The sequence below is a fragment of the Streptodolium elevatio genome (genome assembly GCF_040649515.1).
GTDB lineage: Bacteria > Actinomycetota > Actinomycetes > Streptomycetales > Streptomycetaceae > Yinghuangia > Yinghuangia elevatio.
The window spans coordinates 193,110-218,684 of sequence record NZ_JBEZFP010000001.1 but is presented as its reverse complement, the minus strand read 5'-3'; the positions used below and the strand labels follow the sequence as shown (position 1 = coordinate 218,684).

22 protein-coding genes are annotated in these 25,575 nt (G+C 72.9%); 13 read left to right on the top strand and 9 right to left on the bottom strand.

Going from position 1 to position 25,575, the window contains the following annotated elements; genetic code table 11:
- Positions 1-66: 66 nt before the first annotated feature.
- The 6 genes from AB0C36_RS01020 to AB0C36_RS00995 all read left to right on the top strand — a co-directional run bounded on the left by AB0C36_RS01020 (position 67) and on the right by AB0C36_RS00995 (position 7,923).
- Complete coding sequence (locus tag AB0C36_RS01020; protein WP_358347270.1) at positions 67-684, top strand: PadR family transcriptional regulator; 618 nt, start codon at positions 67-69, stop codon at positions 682-684.
- Complete coding sequence (locus AB0C36_RS01015; RefSeq protein WP_358347268.1) at positions 681-1,454, top strand: ABC transporter ATP-binding protein; 774 nt, start codon at positions 681-683, stop codon at positions 1,452-1,454. Before AB0C36_RS01020 ends, AB0C36_RS01015 begins: the two co-directional genes overlap by 4 nt.
- Positions 1,451-4,279 carry an FtsX-like permease family protein gene (locus AB0C36_RS01010; RefSeq protein WP_358347265.1) on the top strand — a complete coding sequence of 943 codons (2,829 nt, stop codon included), beginning with the start codon at positions 1,451-1,453 and terminating at the stop codon, positions 4,277-4,279. Before AB0C36_RS01015 ends, AB0C36_RS01010 begins: the two co-directional genes overlap by 4 nt.
- Before the next feature lie 95 nt (positions 4,280-4,374).
- Positions 4,375-4,911 (top strand): bacterial proteasome activator family protein, encoded by a 537-nt coding sequence (locus tag AB0C36_RS01005; RefSeq protein ID WP_358347263.1) that lies wholly within the window; start codon positions 4,375-4,377, stop codon positions 4,909-4,911.
- Between the two features lie 118 nt (positions 4,912-5,029).
- Complete coding sequence (locus AB0C36_RS01000) at positions 5,030-6,085, top strand: protein kinase domain-containing protein (protein WP_358347260.1); 1,056 nt, start codon at positions 5,030-5,032, stop codon at positions 6,083-6,085.
- 242 nt (positions 6,086-6,327) lie between these two features.
- Positions 6,328-7,923: a protein kinase domain-containing protein gene (locus AB0C36_RS00995; RefSeq protein WP_358347258.1), complete on the top strand. Its 1,596-nt coding sequence runs from the start codon at positions 6,328-6,330 to the stop codon at positions 7,921-7,923.
- 6 nt (positions 7,924-7,929) lie between these two features.
- Here the strand turns inward: AB0C36_RS00995 and AB0C36_RS00990 are convergent, their stop codons facing one another.
- Positions 7,930-8,940 (bottom strand): phosphotransferase, encoded by a 1,011-nt coding sequence (locus AB0C36_RS00990; RefSeq protein ID WP_358347255.1) that lies wholly within the window; start codon positions 8,938-8,940, stop codon positions 7,930-7,932.
- 25 nt (positions 8,941-8,965) lie between these two features.
- Positions 8,966-9,778, bottom strand: coding sequence for an HAD family hydrolase (locus AB0C36_RS00985; RefSeq protein ID WP_435838953.1), 813 nt, complete (start codon positions 9,776-9,778; stop codon positions 8,966-8,968).
- A 122-nt stretch (positions 9,779-9,900) separates the two neighbouring features.
- Here AB0C36_RS00985 and AB0C36_RS00980 point away from each other — a divergent pair, with 122 nt between their 5' ends.
- Positions 9,901-10,794: an LLM class flavin-dependent oxidoreductase gene (locus AB0C36_RS00980; RefSeq protein ID WP_358347250.1), complete on the top strand. Its 894-nt coding sequence runs from the start codon at positions 9,901-9,903 to the stop codon at positions 10,792-10,794.
- Between the two features lie 56 nt (positions 10,795-10,850).
- Here the strand turns inward: AB0C36_RS00980 and AB0C36_RS00975 are convergent, their stop codons facing one another.
- A complete protein-coding gene (locus AB0C36_RS00975; protein ID WP_358347248.1) occupies positions 10,851-11,657 on the bottom strand; it encodes an HAD family hydrolase in 807 nt (268 codons plus the stop codon).
- Positions 11,654-12,934, bottom strand: a complete 1,281-nt coding sequence (serS, locus tag AB0C36_RS00970) for a serine--tRNA ligase (RefSeq protein WP_358347245.1) — start codon at positions 12,932-12,934, stop codon at positions 11,654-11,656. Before serS ends, AB0C36_RS00975 begins: the two co-directional genes overlap by 4 nt.
- A gap of 83 nt (positions 12,935-13,017) precedes the next feature.
- Between serS and AB0C36_RS00965 the strand changes: the two genes are divergently transcribed.
- The 3 genes from AB0C36_RS00965 to AB0C36_RS00955 all read left to right on the top strand — a co-directional run bounded on the left by AB0C36_RS00965 (position 13,018) and on the right by AB0C36_RS00955 (position 16,709).
- Positions 13,018-13,818: a phosphatase PAP2 family protein gene (locus AB0C36_RS00965; protein ID WP_358347242.1), complete on the top strand. Its 801-nt coding sequence runs from the start codon at positions 13,018-13,020 to the stop codon at positions 13,816-13,818.
- A gap of 11 nt (positions 13,819-13,829) precedes the next feature.
- Entirely contained in the window at positions 13,830-15,596 is a 1,767-nt protein-coding gene (locus tag AB0C36_RS00960) for a bifunctional phosphatase PAP2/diacylglycerol kinase family protein (protein ID WP_358347239.1), read from the top strand.
- A 234-nt stretch (positions 15,597-15,830) separates the two neighbouring features.
- Positions 15,831-16,709 (top strand): polysaccharide deacetylase family protein, encoded by an 879-nt coding sequence (locus AB0C36_RS00955; protein ID WP_358347236.1) that lies wholly within the window; start codon positions 15,831-15,833, stop codon positions 16,707-16,709.
- 127 nt (positions 16,710-16,836) lie between these two features.
- On the opposite strand, the gene pheA is transcribed toward AB0C36_RS00955, so the two are convergent.
- The gene (gene pheA, locus AB0C36_RS00950; RefSeq protein WP_358347233.1) at positions 16,837-17,781 is read right to left on the bottom strand and encodes a prephenate dehydratase; all 945 of its coding nucleotides are present in this window, start codon (positions 17,779-17,781) and stop codon (positions 16,837-16,839) included.
- Positions 17,782-17,916: 135 nt separating this feature from the next.
- On the opposite strand from pheA, the gene AB0C36_RS00945 reads away from it, so the two are divergent.
- The 3 genes from AB0C36_RS00945 (at position 17,917) to AB0C36_RS00935 (ending at position 21,095) form a co-directional block, all read left to right on the top strand.
- Positions 17,917-18,699 (top strand): ABC transporter permease, encoded by a 783-nt coding sequence (locus AB0C36_RS00945; protein WP_358347230.1) that lies wholly within the window; start codon positions 17,917-17,919, stop codon positions 18,697-18,699.
- A gap of 260 nt (positions 18,700-18,959) precedes the next feature.
- Positions 18,960-19,256, top strand: coding sequence for a hypothetical protein (locus tag AB0C36_RS00940; RefSeq protein WP_358347227.1), 297 nt, complete (start codon positions 18,960-18,962; stop codon positions 19,254-19,256).
- 189 nt (positions 19,257-19,445) lie between these two features.
- The gene (locus tag AB0C36_RS00935) at positions 19,446-21,095 is read left to right on the top strand and encodes an alpha/beta hydrolase (protein ID WP_358347225.1); all 1,650 of its coding nucleotides are present in this window, start codon (positions 19,446-19,448) and stop codon (positions 21,093-21,095) included.
- Between the two features lie 57 nt (positions 21,096-21,152).
- Here AB0C36_RS00935 and efeB read toward each other — a convergent pair whose 3' ends face one another.
- From efeB to AB0C36_RS00915, 4 genes are read right to left on the bottom strand one after another with little or no spacing between them, the layout of a single operon-like run.
- Positions 21,153-22,421 carry an iron uptake transporter deferrochelatase/peroxidase subunit gene (gene efeB / locus AB0C36_RS00930; RefSeq protein WP_358347222.1) on the bottom strand — a complete coding sequence of 423 codons (1,269 nt, stop codon included), beginning with the start codon at positions 22,419-22,421 and terminating at the stop codon, positions 21,153-21,155.
- Positions 22,422-22,423: 2 nt separating this feature from the next.
- A complete protein-coding gene (locus tag AB0C36_RS00925; RefSeq protein WP_358347219.1) occupies positions 22,424-24,286 on the bottom strand; it encodes a copper resistance protein CopC in 1,863 nt (620 codons plus the stop codon).
- A complete protein-coding gene (locus tag AB0C36_RS00920) occupies positions 24,276-24,869 on the bottom strand; it encodes a copper chaperone PCu(A)C (protein ID WP_358347216.1) in 594 nt (197 codons plus the stop codon). Before AB0C36_RS00920 ends, AB0C36_RS00925 begins: the two co-directional genes overlap by 11 nt.
- A complete protein-coding gene (locus AB0C36_RS00915) occupies positions 24,866-25,573 on the bottom strand; it encodes an SCO family protein (protein WP_358347214.1) in 708 nt (235 codons plus the stop codon). The genes AB0C36_RS00920 and AB0C36_RS00915 overlap by 4 nt, the downstream gene beginning before the upstream one ends.
- Positions 25,574-25,575 lie beyond the last annotated feature (2 nt).

Sequence of the window (25,575 nt, the reverse complement as noted above, 5' to 3'; positions counted from 1 at the left end):
GTGTCCGGGTGTCCGGTACGCGCAGAGGCCTTGTGGAAATGAGCATACCCGGTATACATACTGAGTATGTCAATCAAGCACGGACTGCTCGCCCTCCTGGACCAGGGGCCCCGCTACGGCTACCAGCTCCGGGCCGAGTTCGAGTCCCGCACCGGATCCACCTGGCCGCTCAACGTCGGCCAGGTCTACACGACGCTCGGGCGCCTCGACCGGGACGGGCTGGTCGTACCGGACGGCGAGGACGGCGAGGGCCACGTCTTCTACCGCATCACCGGCGAGGGCCGCCGCGAGCTCCAGGAGTGGTTCGAGGAACCGGTCTCCCGCGCCGGACGCCCGCGCGACGAGCTGGCCATCAAGCTGGCCATGGCGGTCGCCGTGCCCGGCGTCGACGTCACGGCCGTCGTGCAGACCCAGCGCGCCCACACGCTGCGCGCCCTCCAGGACTACACACGGCTCAAGGTCCGCGCCGCCGAGGACGACCTCGCGTGGCAACTCGTGCTCGAGAGCCTGGTGTTCCAGGCGGAGGCCGAGGTGCGCTGGCTCGACCACTGCGAGGCCCGGCTCGCCCGTCGCGACGTCGTCCCGCCCGCCGCCGAGCCGCTGCCCACCGCACCGCCGCCCGGGGAGGCGGCAGCGCAGGACGGCCCGCCCAAGCGCGGCCGGATCCGCAGGGGGAAACGATGACCGGACCGACGGCCACGGAATCCACCGCCCACGCCGGTGCGTCGGACGTGCCGGTGCTCGAACTGCGGGGCCTGGGACGCACGTACGGCAGTGGCGAGACCCAGGTGCAGAGCCTGGTCGGCGTCGACCTCACCGTCTCCGCGGGCGAACTGCTCGCCGTCATGGGCCCGTCCGGCTCCGGCAAGTCCACCCTGCTGATGCTGGCCGGCGGGCTCGACAGCCCGACCACCGGCATGGTGCTGGTCGAGGGCGAGGAGATCAGCGGCCTGCCGCGCCGCAGGCAGGCCGCGCTGCGCCGGCGCAGCGTCGGCTACGTGTTCCAGGACCTCAACCTGATCCCGGCCCTCACCGCCGCCGAGAACGTCGCCCTGCCCCTCGAACTCGACGGAACGTCGGTGCGCAAAGCCCGGACCGCGGCTCAGGACGCGCTCGGCGAGGTCGGCGTCGCCGAACTCGCCGAGCGCTTCCCCGACGAGATGTCCGGCGGCCAGCAGCAGCGCGTCGCCATCGCCCGCGCTTTGGTCGGCGACCGCCGCCTGGTACTCGCGGACGAGCCCACCGGCGCCCTCGACTCGGCGACCGGTGAAGCCGTCCTGCGGGTCCTGCGCGCCCGCTGCGACGCGGGTGCGGCCGCCGTCCTGGTGACCCACGAGGCACGGCACGCGGCCTGGGCCGACCGCATCGTCTTCCTGCGGGACGGGCGCCTCGTCGACGACACCGGCCGACACGACGTCCCCGAGAACCTGCTCGCACGCGAGGGCAGCCGATGAACGTCCCCGCGTGGCGCGCCGCGCTGCGCATAGCCCGGCGCGAGGCATGGCGCGCCAAAGGGCGCAGTCTGCTCATCGTGCTGATGATCGCCCTGCCGGTGTTCGCCGGCAGCTCGGCCGACATCGTGTACCGCAGCCAGCAGTTGGACCGGAACGAGCGCCTGGAGCGCAAGATCGGGCAGGCCGACGCGCTCGTCCGGGACGCCAGGGTCCAGGCCGCCGTCGTGCAGGACCCCGACAACGGCGACGACATGGCCCAGGCGATGATCCTGCAGTCGCTGCCCTCCGGGACGCCGGGGGCGTACCAGCCTCCCGAAGAGCTCCACCCCGACGTCCTCGGCTCCGTCCCCGCCGGCTCCACGGTGGTCCCCAGGGTCCAGATCCCGCTCTCGCTCCGCACCGCGCACGGCATGACCACGGCGGACTTCGTCGAGTTCGACTACCGCCACCCCCTGGCCAAGGGCATCGTGTGGCAGACCGCCGGCCGCGCGCCGGCGAAGGCCGACGAGGTCGTGGTCACCGAGAAGTTCCTGTCGGTCAGCGGCCTGCGCATCGGCGGCACGCTCACCCAGCCGGACAGCGGCCGCACCTTCACCATCGTCGGCACCGTCAACCTGCCCGACGCGCTACGCCAGCGAAGTGTGTTCGCGATGCCGGGGGCGCTGCTGGAGAAGCTGGACCCGAGGCCCGGTCCCCCGCTCGAATACGAGTACCTGGTCGACGCACCGGCGGGCACGTACACCTGGGACAAGGTCCGCGAGCTCAACGCCAAGGGCATCGTGGCGACTTCGCGCGAGGTCGACGGGAGCAAGCTGGCGGACCGCGAGGTCCCGTACCGGCAGCTCGCCTTCGGGGTCGACCAGGTGAGCGATCTCGCGGTGGCCGTCGGGGTCGTGGTGCTCGGCATGGCGCTGCTGGAGGTCGTGCTGCTCGCCGGACCGGCCTTCGCCGTCGGAGCGCGGCGCCGCAGAAGGGACTTCGGGCTGGTCGGGGTCGCGGGCGGCGACCAGCGGCACATCCGCACCATCGTGCTCGCCGACGGCGTCGTCCTCGGCGTGATCGCCGGGGCGCTCGGCACGGTTCTGGGGCTGGGCGCCGCCTGGTTCTCGCGGGGCTGGTTCGCCGACATGTCCGGCAAGGAGCTGGGCCACTACGAGGTACGCCCGCTCGAACTCGCCGCCGTCGTGGCCCTCGGCATCGTCATCGGCATGATCGCCGCGGCCGTCCCGGCGTTCCTCGCGGCCCGCGAGAACATCGTGGACTCGCTGACCGGCCGGCGCGGCGTGCGGCGCGGTTCACGCGTGCTGCCGGTCGTCGGCGCCGCCGCCGGCGCCGCGGGACTCGGCGTCGCCTACTACGGCGCGGCCGTCAACCCGAACGACATCGTCCTGCTGGCCGGATGCGTACTGGCCCAACTCGGCGTGATCGCCTGCTGTCCCGCCCTGGTGGGCATGGCCGGGCGGCTCGGCCGAATCCTCCCGCTGACGCCCCGGCTCGCGCTGCGGGACGCCGCCCGCAACCGGCCGCGCACCGCGCCCGCGGTCGCGGCGGTCATGGCGGCGGTGGCCGGAGCGGTGGCGGTGACGGCGTACTGGGCGGGCACCGACCACGACGACCGCGAGAGCTACCGGCCGCGCGCGGGCCACGGCCAAGTCGTCGCGTACCCGCCCCCCGGCCGTGCCCTGGACGCCGGCTTCACCAAGGCCATCGAGGACAACCTGCCGGTCACCGGCGAGGGAATGGTCATGGGGTACGCCTCCAGCTACTGCCCTCCCGGCCAGACGTGCACGACGGTCTCCGCCTTCATCCCCGAGGCCAACCAGTGTCCGCTGTACTCCGGCGACCAGGGGGAGAACCCGGTGCCCACGGAGGCCGAGGTGGCCGCCGCGCGCACCGACCCCCGCTGCGCACCCGGCAGCAACGAGTTCTGGGGCATGGTCAACCTGCCGGTGGGCGACGCCGATCTGGTGCGGCGCGTCAACGGCAGCACCGACCCGCGCATACCCGAGGCACTGAAGAACGGCGCGGTGGTCTTCGACGAGCGGTACATCCACGACGGCAAGGTCACCATCTCGATCGGCACGATCTACTCGGCCGAGCCGGGACCCGGCGGGCAGATGCCCGAACCGCCGAACGACCCCCTGCCGCCACCGCGCACGTTCGACGTCCCCGCGCTGTACGTCGAGTCCGACGGCTTCGACTACGCGGCGGTCATCCTGGGGCCGGAGCCCGCGAAACTCACCGGCATCCCGGTCGAGCCGACGCAACTGGTCTACGACACCACGAAGATGCCCAGCGAGGCGGCCCAGCAGCGGGCCCAGGAAGCGCTGCACGCGCTGGGCGGCGGCGGCGTCGAGGTCGAACGCGGCTACCAGGGGCGTCCGAGCACCCAGATCCTGCTGCTCGGCGCCGCCGCGGTCCTGGTCGCCCTGGGAGCTTCCGGCGTGGCGACCGGACTGGCCCTCGCGGACGGCCGCAAGGACCTCGCCACCCTCGGCGCGGTCGGCGCGCCGCCGAGAGTGCGGCGTGCGCTCTCCGCCGCGCAGAGCTGGGTGATCGCCCTGATCGGCACATCACTCGGTGTCGTCGTGGGCCTGCTGCCCGCCGCCGCGCTGCGCTGGAAGACCGCCGAGGTCGCCGAGCGGGCCCAGGAGGCCGCGATCGCCGAAGGCGGACTGCAGAACACGTCGAAACTGCCGGACATCGTCGTGGTCATCCCCTGGGCGCAGATGGGCCTGGCACTGGTGGTGATTCCGCTGCTGGCCGCCGCCATCGCGGCGCTGTGCACGCGGTCGCGCGAGGTCATGCGGCCGCGGAGCGGGTGAACGGCCCGCTCACAAGCCCCTTCGCAGGCAGGCATCCTCTCCCGTCGGAGCGGTCCCCGTGGCGGGGGCCGCCGCCGACGGGAGAGGATGGGGGCATGAGCATGCCGAACAACGAATCGCAGGACGAGAACCCGCACGTCGTGATCGTCGGCCCCGACGGCATGGCGGTGGGCGGCGCCGAAGGCGGCGAGAACGGCGAACTCGCCATCACCGACATGGTCGAGCAGCCCGCCAAGGTCATGCGCATCGGCAGCATGATCAAGCAACTGCTCGAAGAAGTGCGTGCGGCGCCTCTCGACGAGGCGAGCCGGGTGCGGCTCGCGGACATCCACAAGGGGTCCATCAAGGAGCTGGAGAAGGGCCTCGCCCCGGAGCTCGTCGAGGAGCTGGAGCGCCTGACGCTGCCGTTCAACGAGGAGAGCGTCCCCACCGAGGCCGAGCTGCGCATCGCCCAGGCCCAGTTGGTCGGCTGGCTCGAGGGTCTCTTCCACGGAATCCAGACGGCGTTGTTCGCGCAGCAGATGGCGGCGCGCGCCCAGTTGGAGACGATGCGCAGGGCGCTGCCGCCCGGTGCGATGCCGGGGCGGCCCGGCGAGGGCGGTCCGGCCGGCGCGTCCGGCCCGTATCTGTAGAGCACCGGTGGACGCCGGGTGCACACCCGGAAAAGCAGACTCCCGGCACGGTACGGCGGGACGCGCGTCGCGACCCGCCGTACCGCCGCCTCGACGCCGCACCACGGGGGGCCGCGGGATGGTGCACGACCGGCACGACGAGTTCGCCGGAACCCTGTTCGGCGACGGGCGCTACCGCACGCTCCGCCGCATCGGGGGCGGCGGCATGGCGGTGGTGCACGAGGCCCACGACGTGGCGCTGGACCGCATAGTCGCGGTCAAGCGCCTGCGCACCGACCTCGCCGAGGACGCGGTGGCCCGCTCGCGCTTCGCGCGCGAGGCGCACCACGCGGCGGCGCTCAACCACCCGGCGATCGTGCGGGTCTACGACACCGGCGAGGACGACGTGTCCGGCGGTCCGATCCCGTGGATCGTCATGGAGCTGGTCGAGGGCTACACGCTGCGTGCGCTGCTGCGCCACGAGGGGCCGCTGCCCTGGCGCCGGGCGCTGCGCATCGCCGCGTACGTCCTCGACGCGCTCGAGTACAGCCACGGGCACGGGATCGTGCACCGGGACATCAAGCCGGTGAACGTCATGATGACGCAGCACGGCGAGGTCAAGGTCATGGACTTCGGCATCGCGCGGGCGGTGCACGGCACATCCGCGTCGCTCACCGCGGCCGGGCACATCATGGGGACGCCGCAGTACTTCTCGCCGGAGCAGGCGCTGGGCCATCCGGCCTCACCGCGCAGCGACGTCTACTCGGTGGGCTGCCTGCTCTACGAACTGCTGGTCGGCAACGTGCCGTTCGACGGGGACAGCGCGATCACCGTGGCGTACAAGCATGTACGCGACGAACCGCTCCCGCCGTCGGCGCACCGCGACGTGCCGGGAGCGGTGGACGATCTGGTGCTGCACGCGCTGCGCAAGGACCCCCAACTGCGTTTCGCGTCCGCGAAGGAGATGCGGGCGGCAGTCGCGCGCATCATCCCTGACGAGGTGTCGGATTCGGGCGGGGGCATGCTCCCCGGTGCGGGCGGCCACCGCAGGCGTGCGCCGGGGCGCGGTCCGGTGCCGGTGCAGGGCACACGAAGGGCGCAGAGACGCAGCCGATCGCGCCGCCGCGCGCTGGTATTCGTCATCGGCATGGCACTTCTGGTCGCCGCCGTGCTTGCCTTCGTGGCAACGGGGTAGCCGTCACGGGTTATCCTGGCGTGCCCGCGTCAATGGCGTTGCGGTGAGCTATATCTCGCCGTGGGGGCCGTTCAAGCCTGATGGCATGGCCCTGCTGCCGGTACGGTGACTCGGATACCGGATTGCGGGACAATGCCATGTGCGCACGGGGCCGGGACCCGCCGTGCCTTTGCGGCCCGGCGATCGTTGGGACGAGCGAGTCCGTTCCCGGCGGACCGTGACGAGACGGACGGCGAGGAGTGATGGGTCAGCCGCAGCGCCCGGACGACGAGGTCTCCGGGACCCAGGTCAGGACCGTCGGTGCGGGACGCTACGAGCTGGGGCGTCAGCTCGGCCGCGGCGGCATGGCCGAGGTGAGTATGGCCCACGACGTACGGCTGGGCCGTACCGTCGCCGTCAAGACACTGCGCCCCGATCTCGCGCAGGATCCGGTGGCCCGCTCGCGCTTCGGCCGCGAGGCGCAGAACGCCGCGTCGCTCAACCACCCCGCGATCGTGTCCGTGTACGACACGGGTGAGGACCGCATCGGCCCCGAGCTGGTGCCGTTCATCGTGATGGAGTGCGTCGAGGGCCGCACGGTGCGCGAACTGCTGTCCGAAGGATCGCCGATACCGCAGGAGCAGGCCCTGCGGATCACCGAGGGTGTGCTCGAGGCACTGGAGTACAGCCACCGGCACGGCATCATCCACCGCGACATCAAGCCCGCCAACGTCATCATCACCAACTCGGGTGCCGTCAAGGTGATGGACTTCGGCATCGCCCGCGCGCTGCACAGCGCCGCGACGACGATGACGCAGACCGGCATGGTCATGGGCACCCCGCAGTACTTGTCGCCCGAGCAGGCCCTGGGTCGCACCGTGGACGCCCGCAGCGACCTCTACTCCAGCGGCTGCCTGCTGTACGAACTGCTGGCCCTGCGGCCGCCCTTCAACGGCGACACGCCGCTGTCCGTGGTGTACCAGCACGTGCAGGACGACCCGCGTCCGCCGTCCGCCTCGGACGCGCGGATCCCGGCGCACCTGGACGCGATCGCCCTCAAGGCGCTCGCCAAGAACCCGGACGACCGGTACCAGACCGCCGAAGAGATGCGCATGGACATCCGGCGCGTGCTGGCGGGCCAGACCGTCCACGTGGCGCCGCCCACCACCAGGATCCCGGCCCAGCCGCCCGGCGGGACCACGCGCCAGCACCAGGCGTGGTCGGCGGGCGCCACCGGATCGATGGCGGCCGCCCCGACCGCGCGGCTCGGCGGTCCGGTGCCGGGCGGTCCGGACTCGATGCGCACCGGCCCCCTGCCGGGCGGCCCGCTGTCCCTGCCGACGAACGACGGCGGCACGGGCGCGATGCCGATGGTGGAGGACGACCGCGACGAACGCCGCCGGTCGGGCTTCTTCTACGCGATGATCGCGGTGGTCGTCGTCATGGTGATCGCGGGCGTGACGTTCGCGGTGCTCACGCTGATGAAGCCCGGGGACGACGAGGGCGACAAGAAGAACCCGAACGCGCCGGGGACCGTGACGTCCAACTCCCAGACGCAGACCGACGAGAGCTCCCCGGGCGCGAACAACCCGCTGCCCGACCCGACCTACACCGAGTCGGAGACCACCCGGACGTCGTCGCCGCCGCGCACGGCGCCGAACCCCGGCCAGACCGCGCCCTCGGGCAACCCGCAGACCAACAACCAGACGTCGCGGCCGCCGAGCACGTCGTCGCAGCCCACCACGACCAAGCCCGCGACGAGTGCGCCGCCGACCAGCGACCCGCCGACGTCGAACCCGGCGACGAACACCAAGCCGGCGACATCGGGGCCCCCGCCGACGTCGAACCCCGCCGGATAGCGGACATCACTCCACGAACGCGGCCATCACCTCCTCGTAGTGCCGGGTCCACCACACGATCAGTGCGGCGGACGCCGGGAACAACGGGTCGGAGCGGTGGTCGCGTTCGTCGTAGTGCCGGTTCAGCATCCAGAAGTCGTTGAGCCGCTCCCACCACAGGCGCTGCACCGCGGCGGCCAACTCGTCGTCGCCCGGGTCGCTGACCGCCCGGTAGGCGTGCACGAAGGCGCGTACGCGCGGCAGGTCGAGGGTGCCCGTCGCCGAGGCGGTGAAGAACAGCAGCGCGGCGCGTACCGTCTCCTCGGTGTCGGGCAGCGCGGCCAAGCGGTCCCAGTCGATGATCGCGACCGGGTCGCGCTCGGCGTACAGCAGGTTCAGCGGGTGGAAGTCGCCGTGCACATAGCCGGTCCGGGGCCGGTCGTGGTCGGCCGGCCGTCGGTGGGCGAGCCGCCGCAGCATGCGCAGGCGTTCGATCAGCCGGTGCTCGGCCAGTTCGTCGAACGGTTCGCGGACGGCACGGGCGCGTATGCGTTCGAGCAGCCGGGTGGCCACCCCCATCGAGTGTGCGGCGTCGGCCGCGGGGGCGAACATCGGCTGCTGCACGGGTGGCAGCATGCGGATCAGCTGCGCGTGCACCCGGCCGAGCAGGCCGCCCAGCTGCGTGCACTCGGTGTCGTCCAGCTCACCGCCGCCGCGGTGCCGGCCCTCGACCCACGGGAACAGCGCGAACCAGCGGCCCGCGACGCGGCGTGCGGTGGTGCCCTCCCGGTCGGCGACCGGCGGAAGCGCCGGGATGCCGGCCGCGCGCAGGCGCTCGGTGACACGGTGCTGGAAGGCGATCGCCGCGGGCGTCTGGTCGAGGTAGTGCTTGAGGAACCACCGGCCCTCGGTGGTCGTCACTTCGTATCCTCGGTTCAGCAGCCCTTCGGCGATGGGCCGGAACCCCACCGCGGTGCCGACCGCGTAGTGGCCGAGCAGCGCGGACAGCGGGGATCGCCCCGCGCGGGTTGTGTGCATAGAGTTACATTATCTCTACGCAGAGTTACGAGAAGAGTTTTTCCAGAATCAGTGCGACACCGTCGTCATCGTTGCCGGCTGTGTGATTCGGGACGGCCTTCAAGACCGCCGGATGAGCATTTGCGACCGCGTACGGGTGGCCGGCCCAGGTGAGCATCGGCAGGTCGTTGGGCATGTCACCGAACGCCACCACTTCGGCGGCGGTGATGCCGTGCCGGGCGGCGAAGGACGCGAGCGTCGTCGCCTTGCTGATGCCGAGGCCGCTGATCTCCACAAGCGCGATCTTGGAGGAGTGCGTGAACTCCGCGTATCGGCCGGCCGCGGCCCGGGTCAGGGCCAGGAACTCGTCCGGGGCGAGCGAGGCGTGCCGCGCCAGCAGCTTCAGCACCGGACCGTCGAGCAGTTCCTCCACCGGGGCCACCGCGTGCACGATCGACAGGTCGCGCTCCAGCGGCGGGTACGCGGGCTCGTGCGCGAACCCCGTCGCCGTCTCCACCGCGAAGCACACGTCGGGGATCTCCGCCTTGATCAGGCCCACGACCTTGCGGGCCGCGGTGACGTCCATCGGATGCGTCTCGACGATGCGCTCGGCCCGCAGGTCGTAGACCACCGCGCCGTTGCCGCAGATCGCCAGGCCGTGGTGTCCGGTGACCTCCGCGACCTTGTCCATCCAGCGCGGCGGTCGGCCGGTCACGAACACGACTTCCGCACCGGCCGCCTCCACGGCCTCCAGGGCGGCGAGGGTGCGGTCGGAGATGGTGCCGTCACTGCGGACGATGGTGCCGTCCAGATCGGTGGCGACGAGGCGCGGGCGCGGAGAGGCAGTCACGCCGTACATCCTCGCTTACGCGTCCGTGGAGATGCAGGGCACACCTCCGCGCCGCGGGCTACCCCGCCCGCACGGATGCCCGTCGGCTTGTCGCAATTTGCCGCACATCGGGGCCGATCTAGTCTTGGATCATGAAAACCGGTGTCGTGATCCTCCCGATTTACTCAGGCCAAGAGGCGCTCGCGCGCTGGCGCGCGGCGGAGGAGGCGGGGTTCGACACGGCCTGGACCTTCGACCACCTGTCCTGGCGCACGTTCCGCGACAAGCCCTGGTTCGGCACGGTGCCGACCCTCGCGGCCGCCGCCGCGGTGACCTCGCGGGTACGCCTGGGCACGCTCGTCACCTCGCCGAACTTCCGGCACCCGGTGACGTTCGCCAAGGAGGTCATGACCCTCGACGACATCTCCGGCGGGCGCATCACGCTCGGCATCGGAGCGGGCGGCACCGGCTTCGACGCCACCACACTCGGCCAGGACCCCTGGCCGCCGCGCGAACGCCAGGACCGCTTCGAGGAGTTCCTGGACCTGATGGACCGCCTCCTCACCGCGCCGGCGACCACGTACCGCGGCACGTACTACTCGGCGGTCGAGGCACGCATGATCCCGGGCTGCGTGCAGACGCCGCGCGTGCCCTTCTCCGTCGCCGCGACAGGTCCGCGCGGCATGCGCCTCGCGGCGCGGCTCGGGCAGCAGTGGGTCACCTTCGGCGACCCGAAGCGTCTGACGGGGCAGACCGCCGCGCAGTACACCGCCGACATCGCGGACCAGGTGCACCGCCTCGAAGACGCCTGCATCGCCGAGGGGCGCGACCCGAAGGAACTCGGCCGCGTGCTGCTCAGCGGCTCCACCGACGAACGTGTGCTCGACTCCGTCGACGCCTTCGTCGACCACGCGGGCCGCCACGCCGCCGTGGGCATCACCGAGATCGCCGTACACCTGCCTGTGCCCGGCACCGTGTTCGGGACCGACGAGAAGGTCTTCGAGCGGATCGTCGCGGACGGCCTGCCGCAGGTCCGCGACCTGTAGGCGGATACGCGGGTCGGCGCGTCGCGCGCGGTCGGGCCGGGCGCCGGGGAAGCCGGTCAGCCTGTCGGGAACAGGCGCTCCAGAACGACCGCCACACCGTCCTCATCGTTCGAGGCGGTCACCTCGTCGGCGATCGCCTTGAGCGAGGGGTGCGCGTTGGCCATCGCGACGCCGTGCCCGGCCCACCGCAGCAGCGACAGGTCGTTGGGCATGTCGCCGAACGCGATCGTTCCGGCGGCCCGCACGCCGAGGCGGCGCGCCACCAGGGACAGCCCGATCGACTTGGCCAGGCCGGGCGGCAGCAGTTCCACTATCCCGGGGCCCGCGTGCGTGATGTCGACGAGGCCGTCGCAGATCTCCCGGGCGCGGGCGGCCAGTTCGTCGTCGTCGAGGCCGGGGAGCTGGACGTACGCCTTCAGGATCGGCTCTGCCCACAACTCGGCGCGGTCGGCGACCGTGCGCACGGGCAGTCTGAGCCGGTACGCGTACGCCGGCTCGACCACCACCTCGCCGTCCAGTCCCGCCCGGCTCACCGCGAGCGCGACCGGGCCCAGGTTGGCCACCAGCTTCTCGACGGCCAAGCGGGCCACGCCGCGGTCGAGTGTGACCGAGGTCAGCAGCCGGTCCTCGCCCGCGTGGTAGACCTGCGCGCCCTGCGAGCACACCGCCAGGCCCTGGTAGCCGAGGTGTTCGAAGACAGGGCGCGACCACGAGACGGCGCGGCCGGTGACGATCACGTGGTGTGCGCCGGCCGCGCGCACGGCGTCGAGCGCCGCGCGCGTACGACCGGAGATGGTGTGGTCGTCACGTACGAGAGTGCCGTCGAGGTCGGTCGCGACCAGCCCGAAGGGGCCGGCCGTCACGCGGCGCCCACCGGCTCCAGGACTTCGCGGCCGCCCAGGAACGGGCGCAGCGCCGCGGGTACTCGCACGGAGCCGTCGGCCTGCTGGTGGTTCTCCAGGATCGCCACGATCGTGCGCGGGACCGCGCACAGCGTGCCGTTGAGCGTCGCAAGCGGCCGCGTGCCGTCCTCGCCGCGCATGCGCACGGACAGGCGGCGGGCCTGGAACTCGGTGCAGTTCGAGGTCGAGGTGACCTCGCGGTACTTGCCCTGCGTCGGGATCCACGCCTCGCAGTCGAACTTGCGGGCGGCCGACGACCCGAGGTCGCCCGCGGCCGTGTCGATGACCCGGAACGGCAGTTCGAGCGCGGTCAGGAACTCCTTCTCCCAGTCGAGGAGGCGCTTGTGCTCGGCGGCGGCCTCCTCGGGCGTGGTGAAGACGAACATCTCGACCTTGTCGAACTGGTGCACGCGGATGATGCCGCGCGTGTCCTTGCCGTAGGTCCCGGCCTCGCGGCGGAAGCACGGCGAGAACCCGGCGTAGCGCAGCGGCAGTTGCCGGGCGTCGATGATCTCGTCCATGTGGTACGCGCCGAGCGGGACCTCGGCGGTGCCGACCAGGTAGTAGTCGTCCTTCTCCAGATGGAAGACGTTCTCCGCGGCCTGGCCGAGGAAGCCGGTGCCCTCCATCGCCTTGGGACGCACCAGGGCAGGGGTGATCATCGGCGTGAACCCGGCGGCGTTCGCCTGGGCCATCGCCATGTTGACCAGAGCCAGTTCCAGCATCGCGCCGATGCCGGTCAGGTAGTAGAACCGGGCGCCGGAGACCTTGGCGGCCCGCTCGACGTCGATCGCGGCGAGCAGCTTGCCCAGCTCGACGTGGTCGCGGGGCTCGAAGCCCTCGGCCGCGAAGTCGCGCGGGGTGCCGACCTCCTCCAGCGTGACGAAGTCGTCCTCGCCGCCGGGCGGCACGCCGTCCTCGACCACGTTGGAGAGCTCCAGGAGCAGGCGCTGCGCCTCGGCGGCGGCCTCGTCCTGCTCCGCGTCCGCGGCCTTGACCTCGGCCGACAGGGCCTGCGCGCGCTCCAGCAGGGTGGCGCGCTCGTCGCCCTGCGCCTTGGGGACCTGCTTGCCGACGCTCTTCTGCTCGGAGCGGAGGCGGTCGAACGCGGTCGCCGACGCGCGGCGGCGCTCGTCGGCCGCCAGCAGCTTGTCGACGATGGTCTCGTCCTCACCGCGGGCACGCTGCGAGGCGCGGACGCGGTCGGGGTCCTCACGGAGCAGTCGCAGGTCGATCACGGGGATTAGCGTACCGGGCGCCGGATGGCCGACGGCCACGCCTTTTCCGCACCGGGACGCGAACAAGCGGGTATCAAAGGGGGGTGCGCAGCCTTTCTCCGAGCCCGGCCGACACGACCGCGGACGACGCCGACCACGTGTGGTGGCTCCCCGCGCGGTACGCGGTGCCCGCGATCGTGTCCGCCGCCGTCTTCGTCGCGTTGGCCCTGCTCGTGGCGCTCGGCTGGGACGCCCTCTTCCGGGTCGACTCCCAGGTCGCGCGCGATCTGCACAGCTGGATGGAGGCGCGGCCGACGGTCGTCGACGTGACGCGGTTCCTCACCGACTGGGTGTGGGACCCGAACGCGTTCCGGATCCTGGCGGCAGGTCTCGCGGCCGGGTTGTGGGCGGCGCGCAGGAGGCGTACCTCGGTGTGGGTGGTCACCGTCATGGTCATCGGGGGCGCGGCCGGCGGCCTGTGCAAGCTGGCCGTCGCGCGGGACCGGCCCACCTTCGCCGATCCGATCGCGACGGCGCACGGATGGTCGTTCCCCTCGGGGCACGCGCTCAACGGCGTGCTCGGCTGTGGCGTGCTGCTGATCGGCCTGTGGCCGCTGCTGCCGCGCCGGGTGCGGCCCGTCGCGGTGGTCGTTGCGGTGGTGTCGGTGCTGGGTGTGGGCTTCACCAGGATCGCGCTCGGGGTGCACTACCTGAGCGACGTGGTCGCCGGTTGGGCGCTCGGTGTCGTCGTGCTCGCGGTGTTCTGGGTGCTGGTCACGGCGCTGTGGGACCCCCTGGAATCGGCCGGTGCGGTGCCCGAGGACCCGGAGGTGGAGGCGGAGATCACGTCCGACGCGGACACGGGGATCGACGTGGGCCGTCCGGACGGCCGCGAGCCTGGGTAAGAATTGCGACCATGCTCACGGAAGCAGGACGGTTCCTGCGGCGGATCGCCCTGCCCCTGGTGGCGACGGCCTTGGTGGTGGTCGGCCTCGGCCTCCTGGTGACTCGCGCGCTCGACGGGGTGTGGCCGGTTTCGCGCGAGGAAGACCTCGTGCGGACCCTGGAGGACCACCGCTCGGACCTGTGGGACGCGGTCTCGCGCGTCCTGTCGGTCGCCTCGTCGGCGCCCGCGGTCATCGGGGTCGCGCTGGTCGCCGCGGCGATCGCGTACGCGGTCTACCGGTCGTGGCGGGCCCCGCTGTTCCTGCTGGGCACCGTCCTCGCGCAGACGGCGGTGTACGGCCTGACCGTCGCCTTCGTCGACCGGGACCGGCCCGACGTCGAGCGCCTCGACGACGTGCCGGGCGACGGGTCCTACTTCTCCGGGCACACGGGTGCCGCCCTCGCGCTGTACGGCGGCATCGCCGTCCTGCTGTCCCACCGCCTCCAGGGCAAGGTCCGGGTCTGGGTCTGGCGTGTCCTGTGCCTGCTGGTCCCCCTCGCGGTCGGGTTGTCCCGCGTGTATCGGGGTGACAGCCATTTGAGCGACGTCGTCGCGGCGTTCGCGAGTGCCGCGGCGGTGCTGGTGATCATGAACGCGGCGGTGCTGTCGCCGCGCGCGGTGTGGGGCGGCGCAGGCGGCCATCTGCGGCACACCGGCGAGAACGGCCACGTGCCGCGGGCCGCACTCGTGGTGAACCCCATCAAGCTGGACTCCGCGGACGACCGGGTTCGCATCGACCGGATCATGGCCGAGGCCGGGTGGGCGCCGCCGCTGTGGCTGGAGACGACGATCGAGGACCCGGGCGGCGGGGCCACGCGCGCGGCCCTGGCGGAGGGCGTCGACCTGGTGGTGGTCGCGGGCGGCGACGGGACGGTGCGCGAGTGTGCGGGCGCGCTGGCGGGGACGGGGGTGCCGCTGGCCGTCGTGCCGTCGGGCACCGGCAACCTGCTGGCCCGCAACCTGGGCCTGCCGATCGACCTGACGGACGCGGTGCACGTGGCGGTGCACGGGCACGACCGGCACATCGACCTGGGCGGCATCGAGCCGGACGAGCCGGACGGCGAGCGGCGGTACTTCACCGCGATGGCCGGGATCGGGCTGGACGCGGCGATGGTCGCGGACGCGCCCGACGCGCTGAAGAAGAAGGTCGGCTGGCCGGCGTACGCGGTGTCGGCGGGGCGCCACCTGCGGGACGCGCGCATGCGGGTGACGCTGCGGATCGACGACGGCGAGCCGATCAAGCGCCGGGCCCGGATGGTGCTGGTCGGCAACGTGGGGGCCTTGCAGGCGGGGATGCAGCTGCTGCCCGGTGCGGAGCCCGACGACGGGCTGCTGGACGTCGTGGTGTTCGCGCCGTACGGCATGACCGGCTGGGCGCACGCGACCGTACGCGTCATAGGGCGCCGCCGGCGCGACGTGCCGGAAGTGCCGCCGCGGCAGCGGCGGTGGCGGCCTATCGAGCATTTCACCGGCCGTTCGGTGGAGGTCACGACGGCCCGGCCCGAGCCGCGCGAGTTGGACGGCGACCCGATCGGGCCCGGCACGCGTCTCGCGGTGCGGGTACGCCCCGGGGCGCTCGTCGTACGGGTGCCCGAGGGCCGGGTCGCGGTGCGCCCGGAGGCCCGTGCGGAGCCGTTCCCGGTGGCGGACGACGTCGTCGAGATCGTGGCCCCGGACCGTCCGGACGGTGGGGCCGACGGGGTGTCGGACGCGCGACACGATCATCAAAAGACCTGAAAATCGGACAAATCACCCTTGTGGCGTGGCACGGTGGACCGGCCGGTCCGCGGCCGGGCACCGGCCGACCGCCTGCCACGAGGAGGATCCGTGCCGCATGCCGCCCAGGCCGTCCCACCCGCCGAGGTTGCCGTTGCGGGTCGTAGGGCCCGTGCCGCTCGTGCGGCTCGTGCCGCTCGTGCGGCTCGTGCCGCCCGGGCCCGAACTGCCCGGGGATCCCGCGTACATCGTGCCGTGGCCTTGCTCGCGCTCCTCGTCCTGGCCGCGACCGGGTGTGCGACGGACGGAGGGACGCCCGGGGGCGCGCGGAGCGGGCGGCCCGACGCGCAGGCCGACGCAGCGGGCGGGGGCCAGGACCGTACGGGCGCCGACGGTGCGCCGTCGTCGGCCGCCGACCGGTCGGCCGGAGCTCCGCGGGCAGCCCCGGACCCACGGCTCGGCCGGGCCGCGCCCCCGGCTGCCCCGGCTGCCGAGCCCGCCTTGCCGCCGGCCTTCAACACCGTGCCGACGCCCGTCGCCGACACCCTGGTACGCGGCACCGCGTCGTCCGGCCGCACGGTGGCGCTCACGTTCGACGACGGGCCCAGCAGCGAGTGGACGCCGCAGGTGCTGGCCCTCCTCGACCGCTACGACGCCAAGGCGACGTTCTGCGTCGTCGGCGAGCAGGCCCGCGAACACCCGGACCTCCTGCGCACGATCGTCGCCAAGGGCCATCAGCTCTGCGACCACTCCGAGACCCACGACGAGCGCATCGCCCGGCTGCCCCAGGCGAAGCTGAGGTCGCAGATCACGATGGCGCGGGACGCGATCCTCAAGGCCGTGCCCGGCGTGCGCATCCCGTGGTTCCGTTCCCCGGGCGGCAGTTGGACCGCGGCGGTCCGCGGCACGGCGGCGTCCTTCGGCATGAAGCCGCTGGACTGGTCGGTCGACAGCCGCGATTGGGAGCGCGGCGGCGCCGACCGGATCCTCGCGACGGTCAAGCGCGAACTGCGGCCCGGCGGCGTGGTGCTCATGCACGACGCGGGCGGTGACCGCGAGCAGACCGTCGCGGCGCTGACGAAGCTCCTGCCGTGGCTGGTCGCCCAGGGGTACCGCTTCGACTTCCCGGCATAGCGGGCGGCGGTCGCGTACCGCCGCGCGACGCGGCCCGGCCCGGGGGGAGTAGCAGCGTCGGGTGTCGCGGCTTAAGGTCTCGCCGGCAGCCGTCAGCCGTCAGCCGTCAGCCGTCAGCCGTCAGCCGTCAGCCGTCGCCGCGGCGGCAGCGGTCGAGCCAGTCGGCGGCGTCCGCGAACTCCGGGTCCGAGGTACCGCGCCGCACCTGCGGGCGCACGCCGTCGGCCCGGGGGTAGGAGCCCAGGAACCGCACCGCGGCACACACCCGGCGCAGCCCCATGAGGGCCTCGCCGACCCGGGCGTCCGCGATGTGCCCCTCGGCCTCGATCGCGAAGAAGTAGTGGCCGAGTCCGTCGCCGGTGGGCCGGGACTGGATGTGGTCGAGGTTGACGCCGCGTACTGCGAACTCCTGGAGGATCTCCAGCAGCGCGCCCGCGTGGTCGTCGACGATGAACGCGACGACGGACGTACGGTCGGCGCCGGTCGGCGCGACGACCGATCCGGGGCGCCGCACCTGCACGAACCGGGTCACCGCGCCCTCGACGTCGTGGATGTCGGTGACCAGGGGCACCAGGCCGTACCGCGCGGCGGCGAACTCGCCCGCGAGCGCGGCGTCGTACCGCCCCTCCTGGACCAGGCGCGCGGCATCGGCGTTGGACGCGGCGGAGGACCAGTGCGCGTCCGGCAGGTTCGCGGCCAGCCAGCGGCGCACCTGCGGCTGCGCGTGGGAGTGGCTGGAGACCGTCTTGATGTCCTCGAACGCCGTGCCGGGGCGCACCAGCAGCGCGAACGAGATCGGCAGCAGGATCTCGCGCTCGATGAGCAGCGGTTCGCCGGTCGCCAGCTCGTCGAGGGTGATGGAGACCGAGCCCTCGACCGAGTTCTCCAGGGGGACGACGGCTCCGTCCGCCTCACCGCGGCGCACCGCGTCGAGCGCGGCCGGCACCGAGGCCATCGGAATCGACACGGCCTCGCCGGCCCCGGGCAGGGTACGCAGCGCAGCCTCGGTAAAGGTCCCCTCGGGTCCGAGATAGGTCCAACGGGGGGCACCGGCCGAGGCACTGGGAGACATGTCGGCCACTGTAGCCCGCTTCCGGAGCCCACCCGTCCGCATGGCAGCCCACCCGTCCGCATGGCAGCCCACCCGCGCCCCGCCTGCCGCGGTGTGCTCCGCGGGGATCCCTCGACCGCGGCCTACCGTCCTCCTATGAGCGAGCCCATGATCGTCGCGGCGTCACTGCTGCCGGTGACGCCCGCGCTCGGCGGGGTGGTCGCAGGCCTGCTGCTCGCCGCGGTGCTGGTCGCGGCCCTGGCCCACCTCGGACACGGGCGCGGCATCCTCGTGGCCGGCGTACGCGCCGCGCTGCAACTGCTTGTCGTCTCCGCGGTCATCACCCACGTCGTCGACCGCTGGTGGGCGACCCTGCTCTTCGTCGCGCTCATGTACGCGGTGGCGGCCGTCACCGCGTCCGGCCGCGTCACCGGCACCCGCGTCGACGTCTGGGTGGCCCTGACCCTGCTCGCCGCCACGCTTCCGGTGCTCGGGCTGCTGGCGGCCACCGGGCTGATCCCCTTCGACGGCCTCGTGGTGATCCCGATCGCCGGCAGCCAGCTCGGTGGCGCGCTCACCGCGACCGTGCTGGCGGGCCGCCGCTCGCTCGAAGAACTGGAGACCCGGCGCGGCGAGGTGGAGGCGGCGCTGTCGCTGGGGTTCTCCGATCGGGACGCCCGCCTGGAGATCTGCCGCCCGGCGGCCTCCGGTGCGCTGATCCCCGCTCTCGACCAGACCCGCACCGTCGGCCTCGTGACGCTGCCCGGGGCGTTCGTCGGGATGCTGTTGGGCGGTGCGTCCCCGGTGGACGCGGGTGCGGTGCAACTCTTCGTCCTCGTCGCGCTGTTGGCGACCGAGGCCGTCGCCGTGGCGGCCGTCCTCGAGTGCGTCGCCCGCGGGCTCGTCATGCGGCCGCAGACGAACAGCCCGACAAGCTAGGCGAATTCCGGCAGTGCGCTTGTGGATCCCCGCGTGTGGCTGTGGAAAACCCGGGTCACTGTTGGGGATAAGCCGGGGAAGGGCTGTGGATAAACCAGGAGTTCGCCATTCTTTTCGGTGAATGATCAGCCAACCGACCGTTCCGTCGGAGTTCTCGGGCTAGCTTCGCACCAGGCGTTCGCAGCACGCCCGTCGCCCGTACGCACTGCGGGTGGCCCGTCCGTTCCGCCGCGTCGGAACCGACCGTCCCGGAGTCGCCGATGATGCGCGCCGACCCCGCAGCCCTGCGTGCCGCCTCGGCGGGCGCACAACACCTCGCCGCCGAACTCCCCGTGCTGGCCGACGACGTCGTGTCCAGCGCACAGGCGGTGTCCGCCGGATGCCCCGGGTTCGCGACCGGCGCCGCGCTCGTCGCCGTCGCCGACGCGTGGCGGGCCCGACTCGCCGCGGTAGGCGGGGCGTTCGCGAATACCGCCGCCGTGCTTACCGCGACGGCCGACAGCGACGAGAGTGCCGATCGCGCCGCCGCCGAGGTGTTCGACGGAGCGGTGCGCTGACCGCGGCGTGCTGACGGCGACGCACTGACCGCGGCGTACTGACCGCCGGGTCTGACCGTCGCGTACTGACTGTCGCGTGCGGACGGTCGCGTACTGGCCCGTCCTGGACCGTGCCGCGATGAACCGACCGCTGCCTCGAACACGCCGACCAGAGACCGGAGTAGGTGATGACGCCGTGGTGATCCTGTGGTGACGCTGGCCCAGCTCCGCGACGCGGGCTTCAACGCCCTCGACGCGGCGGCCCGCGACTGGACCGCCCTCGCCGTGGATCTCGACGGCGCGGGTGCACGCACCGCGTCCGGCGTCGCAGGTCCGCTGCTCGCCTCGGGCTGGACCGGAGCCGACGCCGATGCGGGGTACCGGTCCCTGGACCGGCAGGACACCGAACTGCGGCTCGCGGCCCAAGAGGCGTGCGGTGTGGGGCCGTTGGTCGAGACCGCGGCGACCGAGCTGCGGTCGGCGCAAAGTTCGCTCGTCGCGCTGCTCGCCGACGCCTCGCGGTACGGACTTGCGGTGGCCGACGACGGCCGCGTCACCCCGCCGCCCGGTGCCGAGGCCACCGAGGAGGCGCGCGCGACCCGGTTGGCCGCCGCCATCACCGACGTCCTCGCCCGTGCCGCCGAGGCCGACGCATTTCTCGGTGACGCGGTCGGCCGCCTGGCGCCCGACGCGGTACGCGACGGGATGGACCGCTGGGCGGACGCCGTCGCCGACGGACGCATGGTCGCCATGCTGGCGGGCATCGACGCGTCCCGCATTCCGCAGGGCGGCCCCGAGGCCGTACGGGCGTGGTGGGACGCCCTGCCGGAGAGCGACCGTCGGCGGTTCCTGGTGGCGTGCCCCGAGATCCTCGGCGGCCTCGACGGACTGCCGGCCGTCGTACGCGATCGGGCGAACCGCGTCGTCCTCGGCGCCACCGAGGACGCCTTGCGCAAGGAACTCGCCGCAGAACAAGCGAAGTTGGCGGGCGTCACCGGAGGAACCCGAGGCTCCGGCGTACGGTTCGCGGTGCGGATCGACGAACTGTCCGCCCGTCTGGGCGCGATCGAGGCGCTGCGATCCCGCCTGGACTTCGCCCCCGACGGTCCCGGTACGGCCGTCTCCTACTTGCTGGGCTTCTCCGCCAAGGGAGACGGCAGGGCGGTCGTCGCGGTCGGTGATCCCGACCGGGCCCGCAACACCGCCGTGTTCGTCCCCGGCATGGGCGTGGGCATCGAGGACGCCCACAAAGAGGTCGACCGCGTACGCGCCCTGTGGACGGCCGCCCGCGATGCCGGAGGCCGCGACACGTCGACCATCACATGGCTCGGCTACGACACCCCCGACTCGCTCACCCACGCGCTCAACCCCGAGCAGGCCAAAGACGCGGCGCCTCAACTCGGCAAGTTCGTGAGCGGTCTACGGGCGACCCACGACCCCGCGGCGGGAGGCCACGTCACGGTGATCGGCCACAGTTACGGCTCGCTCGTCGTCGGCGAGGCGGCGCGTGGCCCGGACGGCTTGGGGGCGGACGACATCGTGGCCGTCGGCAGCCCCGGCATGCACGCCCACGACGCGGCGCAGTTCGGGGTGGGCCGCGAGCACGTGTGGGTCGCACGCGCCGAGGGTGACCACGTACCGGTGCTCGGTGGGATGGCCTACACAGCGCCGGTCATCGGAGTCACCCCTGACGACCGCGAGTTCGGCGCGAACCGGTTCACCACCGACGGGGCCCGCGGCCACAGCGGTTATTGGAATCCCAAGCACCCGGACAGCCTCGACAACCAGGCCGCCATCATCACCGGCCAGTACGACCGAGTGCAGCTCATGTGGGGCGCGGCGCCGCCACCGCGCGAATAGCCGGTGGGCGGCGCCCACCCGCAACCAGCGGGCAGCTACCGGCAATTGCCCACTGCGTCACGCCTCCAGCAGCTCTTGTCCCACATACCTGCCCTCCGGGCAGCCCGGTGGGGCGACGAACAATCCGCTGGTCTCGTGCCGGACGAACGCCGACAGGGCGTCGCCTCGGGCGAGTTTCTGCTGCACCGGGACGAAACCCTGGCGGGGGTCGGCCTGCCAGGCGATGAACAGCAGGCCGGCGTCCGGGGTTCCGTCCGGGCGGAAGCCGTCGTGGTAGGAGTAGCCGCGGCGGAGCATGGTCGCGTCGCGGTTGAACTCCGGGGCGGATACCCGGATGTGGGCGTTCTCGGCGATGACGAGGCGGCCGTCGGGCCCGCGCCTGCCGTAGTCGGGTTCGGTGCGTTCGTCGCCGCCGGTGACCGGCGCGCCGGTGTCCTTGCGGCGGCCGATGACGTGCTCCTGGGCCGGGACGTCCAGGTCGTCCCAGGCGTCGAGCAGCATGCGGATGCGGCGGACCACGACGTACGAGCCGCCGCGCGCCCACGCCGCGCCGCCGGCCGCGCCCTCGTCCCCGATGAAGATCTTCGCGTCGAAGTCCGCGTCCCCGGTCTGCGGGTTGCCGGTGCCGTCGACCTGGCCCATCAGGTTGCGGTGCGTCATCGGCCGCAGCGTCGCGCCGGGGGAGCGGGTGAAGCCGGTCATCTGCCACCGCACCCGAGCGACGCCCCGGGCGAGCCGCTGGAGGGTGCGTACCGCGTGGAAGCACACCAGGGCGTCGTCGCCGCACACCTGGACCAGCATGTCACCGTCGCTGCGTGTGGCGTCCAACTCCTCGTCGGGGAACGACGGGAGCGCCTTCAGCGCGCCGGGGCGGCGGTCGGCCAGTCCCAGCTTGTCGAACAGCGAGCCGCCGAACCCGAAGGTGGCGGTCAGCGACGAAGGGCCCGCGTCGAGCGCCACCTGCCCGTCGGCGTCCGGGCGTTCGCCCCTGCCGAGGCGGGCCGCGGTGTCCGACCACCGCCGCATCAGGGCGGCGGTCCCGGCCCGGTCGGTGCCCGGCTCCAGGTCGTACGCGACGAGCACGGTACGCGCCTGCGCGGGGGTCGTGATGCCCGGCTGGCGCGTCCCGTGGAACGGCACCGCCGTCGTGCCGAGCGACGTGAGCCGGGCGCCCGAACCCCCGTCGTCGGAGGCCATGGACGCGCCGACGGCGCCGCCCGCGGCTCCCACGACCAGGCCGCCAGCCCCGGCCGCCCCGGCCGCGCCCAGCAAACGCCGCCGGGACAGGCCCGAGCCGTTCTCCCCGTCCTGCTTCTTCTTCGCCATGCTCAGCGCACCTTCAACGGAACGGTCACGATGGCCCGGTCGATGTCGGTCGTGCGTACCGCGATCGAGACCTGCCAGGTGCCGGCCAGCGGCAGCGACACGCCCTGCGCACGCCACTGCCCGGGGGCGATGTGCTCGACCGGCACGACGATGGCGTCGATCTGCTTGTCCGGCAGCGCGACGGTGACGGTGACCTCCGGCGGGTCGACCGGATTGCGCAGCGGATCGCGGACGAATACGTCGATCGTGTTGACCCCCGCCTTCGCCGGGTCGATCGCCACGTCGACGATGCCCTTGCCGGCCGAGCCGCCCGCGTCGAACGGTGTGCTGCCCGAGGCGATGCGCGGCTTGGCGGCCTCTTCGCGGGCGTACGCGGTACGTGCGGGCTCGGTGTTCACCAGCACCGTCGTCACCGCGATCACCGCGATCGCGAGCGCCGCCTCCGCCGCCACCGCGCGCCGGATCGTCTGCTTGCGCCCCATGGGGTCGCCCGCCCGCGCGCCGGCGCTCGCCCGCAGGCGGGCCTGGAGCCAGCGGCGGGCGGTCCACGCCGCCGCGATCATCAGCGTGACGAAGTTCGCCTTGAGGATGAGCAGCAGGCCGAACGTCGTGGAGAACAGCGCGTCGAAGGAGCCGACCTGCCGCCACGACGCGTACACGCCGGTGACGATCAGCACGGACACGCAGATCATCGCGATCTTCGAGAACCACGCCACAGTCGGCACGTCGAGGGCACCGGGGAGTTGCTCGCCGTCCTCGTCGCGCTCCGTGCCGAACAGCAGGAGGACCATGACGGCCAGGCCGCCGAGCCAGGTGCCCATCGCCAGGAGGTGCACGATGTCGGCGGTGACCGCGAGCGGCGCTTGCATGCCTACCGACGCGTGGTCCGACAGCGACCACGTAGCCGCGAGGCCCGCGGACAGCAGGACCCAGGCGGCGCCCAGCACTTGGCGTCTGCGGCGGCCGGCGCCGGGGAGCACCGCGACCAGGTAGCCGAGCAGTGCCCCGGCGGCACCCAGGACGAGGATGCGGACCGAGAGAGCACGGCCGAGCTTCGTCTCCAGCGTCGCGCGCAGCACGTCGAGGTCGAACGCGGAGGAGAAGGGCAGCGCCGACGCCTTGGGCCCGTACAACATCAGGGCCGCGAGGGTGGACACCAGCAGACCCGCCCACGACGCGAACAGCAGCATCCACACCCGGAACCGGCCGACCGCCGCGGGCCGCAGCGCGACCAGGAACAGCACCGATCCCGCGAGCAGCGCGTACGAGGCGAACGCGAGGCCGCGCGCCAACCCGTCGACGAACGTCACCGACGAATCCGCGCCCTGCGACCCGATGTTCGCGGACGACGCCGAGGCGCGCACGATGTTGAACGTGAACGCCCCCGCGATCGGGTGCGAGTCCTCCGACACCACGCGCCACGCGACCGTGTACGTCCCCGGCGCCAGGCCCGGGGACAGCTTCACGGTGACCGTCGACGGCCCGCCGATGCCGTGTTCCGCGTCACCGGTGTCGACCCGCTTGCCCTGCGGGTCGAGGACCTTGACGCCGCCGAGCCCGGTCTCCACACCTTCGGTGAAGCGCAGCGTCACGGTCGCGGGCGCGGTCGGCACCGTCGACTCGGCGGCGGGGTTGCTGGAGTCCAGTTCCGCGTGCGCCGACGCGGGGCCCGCGCCGCCGACCACCAGGGCGGCCAGCAGCACGGGCAGCGCGAGGAGCCAGGTGAGCAGCCGGCGCCGCGGGGCCGTCCGACGGCCGGTGGTCGGCGGCGCCGGGACCCCGTCCGCGACGGCGTCGGCCTCCGTGACGCCGACCACCGTGACGTCGGCCACCGTGACGTCGGCCCGCTTGACCTCAACCGCCATGGCCCGTGTGGTCCTCGGTCGTGGCGCCCGGCTGACCCGCGGAACCGGTCGTACCGCCGGCGGCACCGGCGTCGCCGGGCCGTTCGGCGATACCGAGGACCGGCACGCGCACGGTGATCGGCGCGGACTTCTCGAAGGTCAGCGTCACGTCGACGGTGTCGCCCTTCTTCAGGGGTCGGGTGGTCTCCTCGAACATGATGTGCGCACCGCCGCGTCCCAGGACGCCCTTGCCGTGCGCCGGGATGTCGATCGCCTCGACCTGCTGCATGCGGTTGTCGACGGTCTGGTGCAGCGTCGCGCTCGGTGCGATGTCGGTGGTCACCGACACGAGGCGGTCGGCCGTCCCGCCGTCGTTCTGCAGGACCAGGTAGCCCGCGGCCATGCCGCCCTTCACCGGCTGCGGGATGTACGGGTCGACGACCTTGACCTGCGGTCCGGCCGCCGACTCGGCGGCCGGACGGTCGGACTTCCCCGAGCCGTCCGACGCGCACGCGACCAGGCCGACTCCCGCGCCGACCGCGAGCACGCCGCCCGCGACCAGGGCCACCGCCCGGCGGGGGTGCCGGAGTTCGGCGTACCTCATGACGTGCCGCCCTCCGGACGGATCAGGATCGGCAGGTCGTGGGCGAAGCTCTCCGCGGTGCTGCCGGCCGGGGTGCCGTCGGGGTTCATGCCGACGCTCGCCAGGTAGATCACCCGGGCGACGTTGTCCGGCGAGTACGCGATCACCTGCGTCCCGTGCGTGCTGGTGACCTTGCCGTCCGCGGCGACCTGCGGCGGGTCGATGTTCACGCCGACGCTCTTCGCGGCCGCGGTGATCTGGTCGAACGGTCCGGTCAGACCGACGAACGAGGGGTCGATCGCGTGCAGCCACTCGCCGAGTTCGGCCGGGGTGTCGCGCTCCGGGTCGGTGGTCACGAACACCACGTTGACGTTGGCGCGGTCCTCGGGCGAGATCTTGGTCAGTGCCAGGGCGATGTCGCCCATGGTGGTGGGGCACACGTCGGGGCAGTGCGTGTAGCCGAAGTACAGCAGGGTGACCTTCCCGGCGGTCTTCGCCTTGAAGTCGTACGCCTGCCCCGACGTGTCCGTCAGCGTGAGAACGGGCTTCTCCAGCGTTCTGCCCAGTTCGGTGCCCCGGTACTTGGAGGGCGGCCCGGACGAAACGATCTTCACCGCGCCGCCGTTGCCCGCCGGCGATTCCGCGGAGCCGGAGTCGGAGCAGCCGGTGGCGAGCAGCAGGCCCGCCGCCGCAAGTGCCGCGGTCCGCACTAGTGCCTTGCGCATGG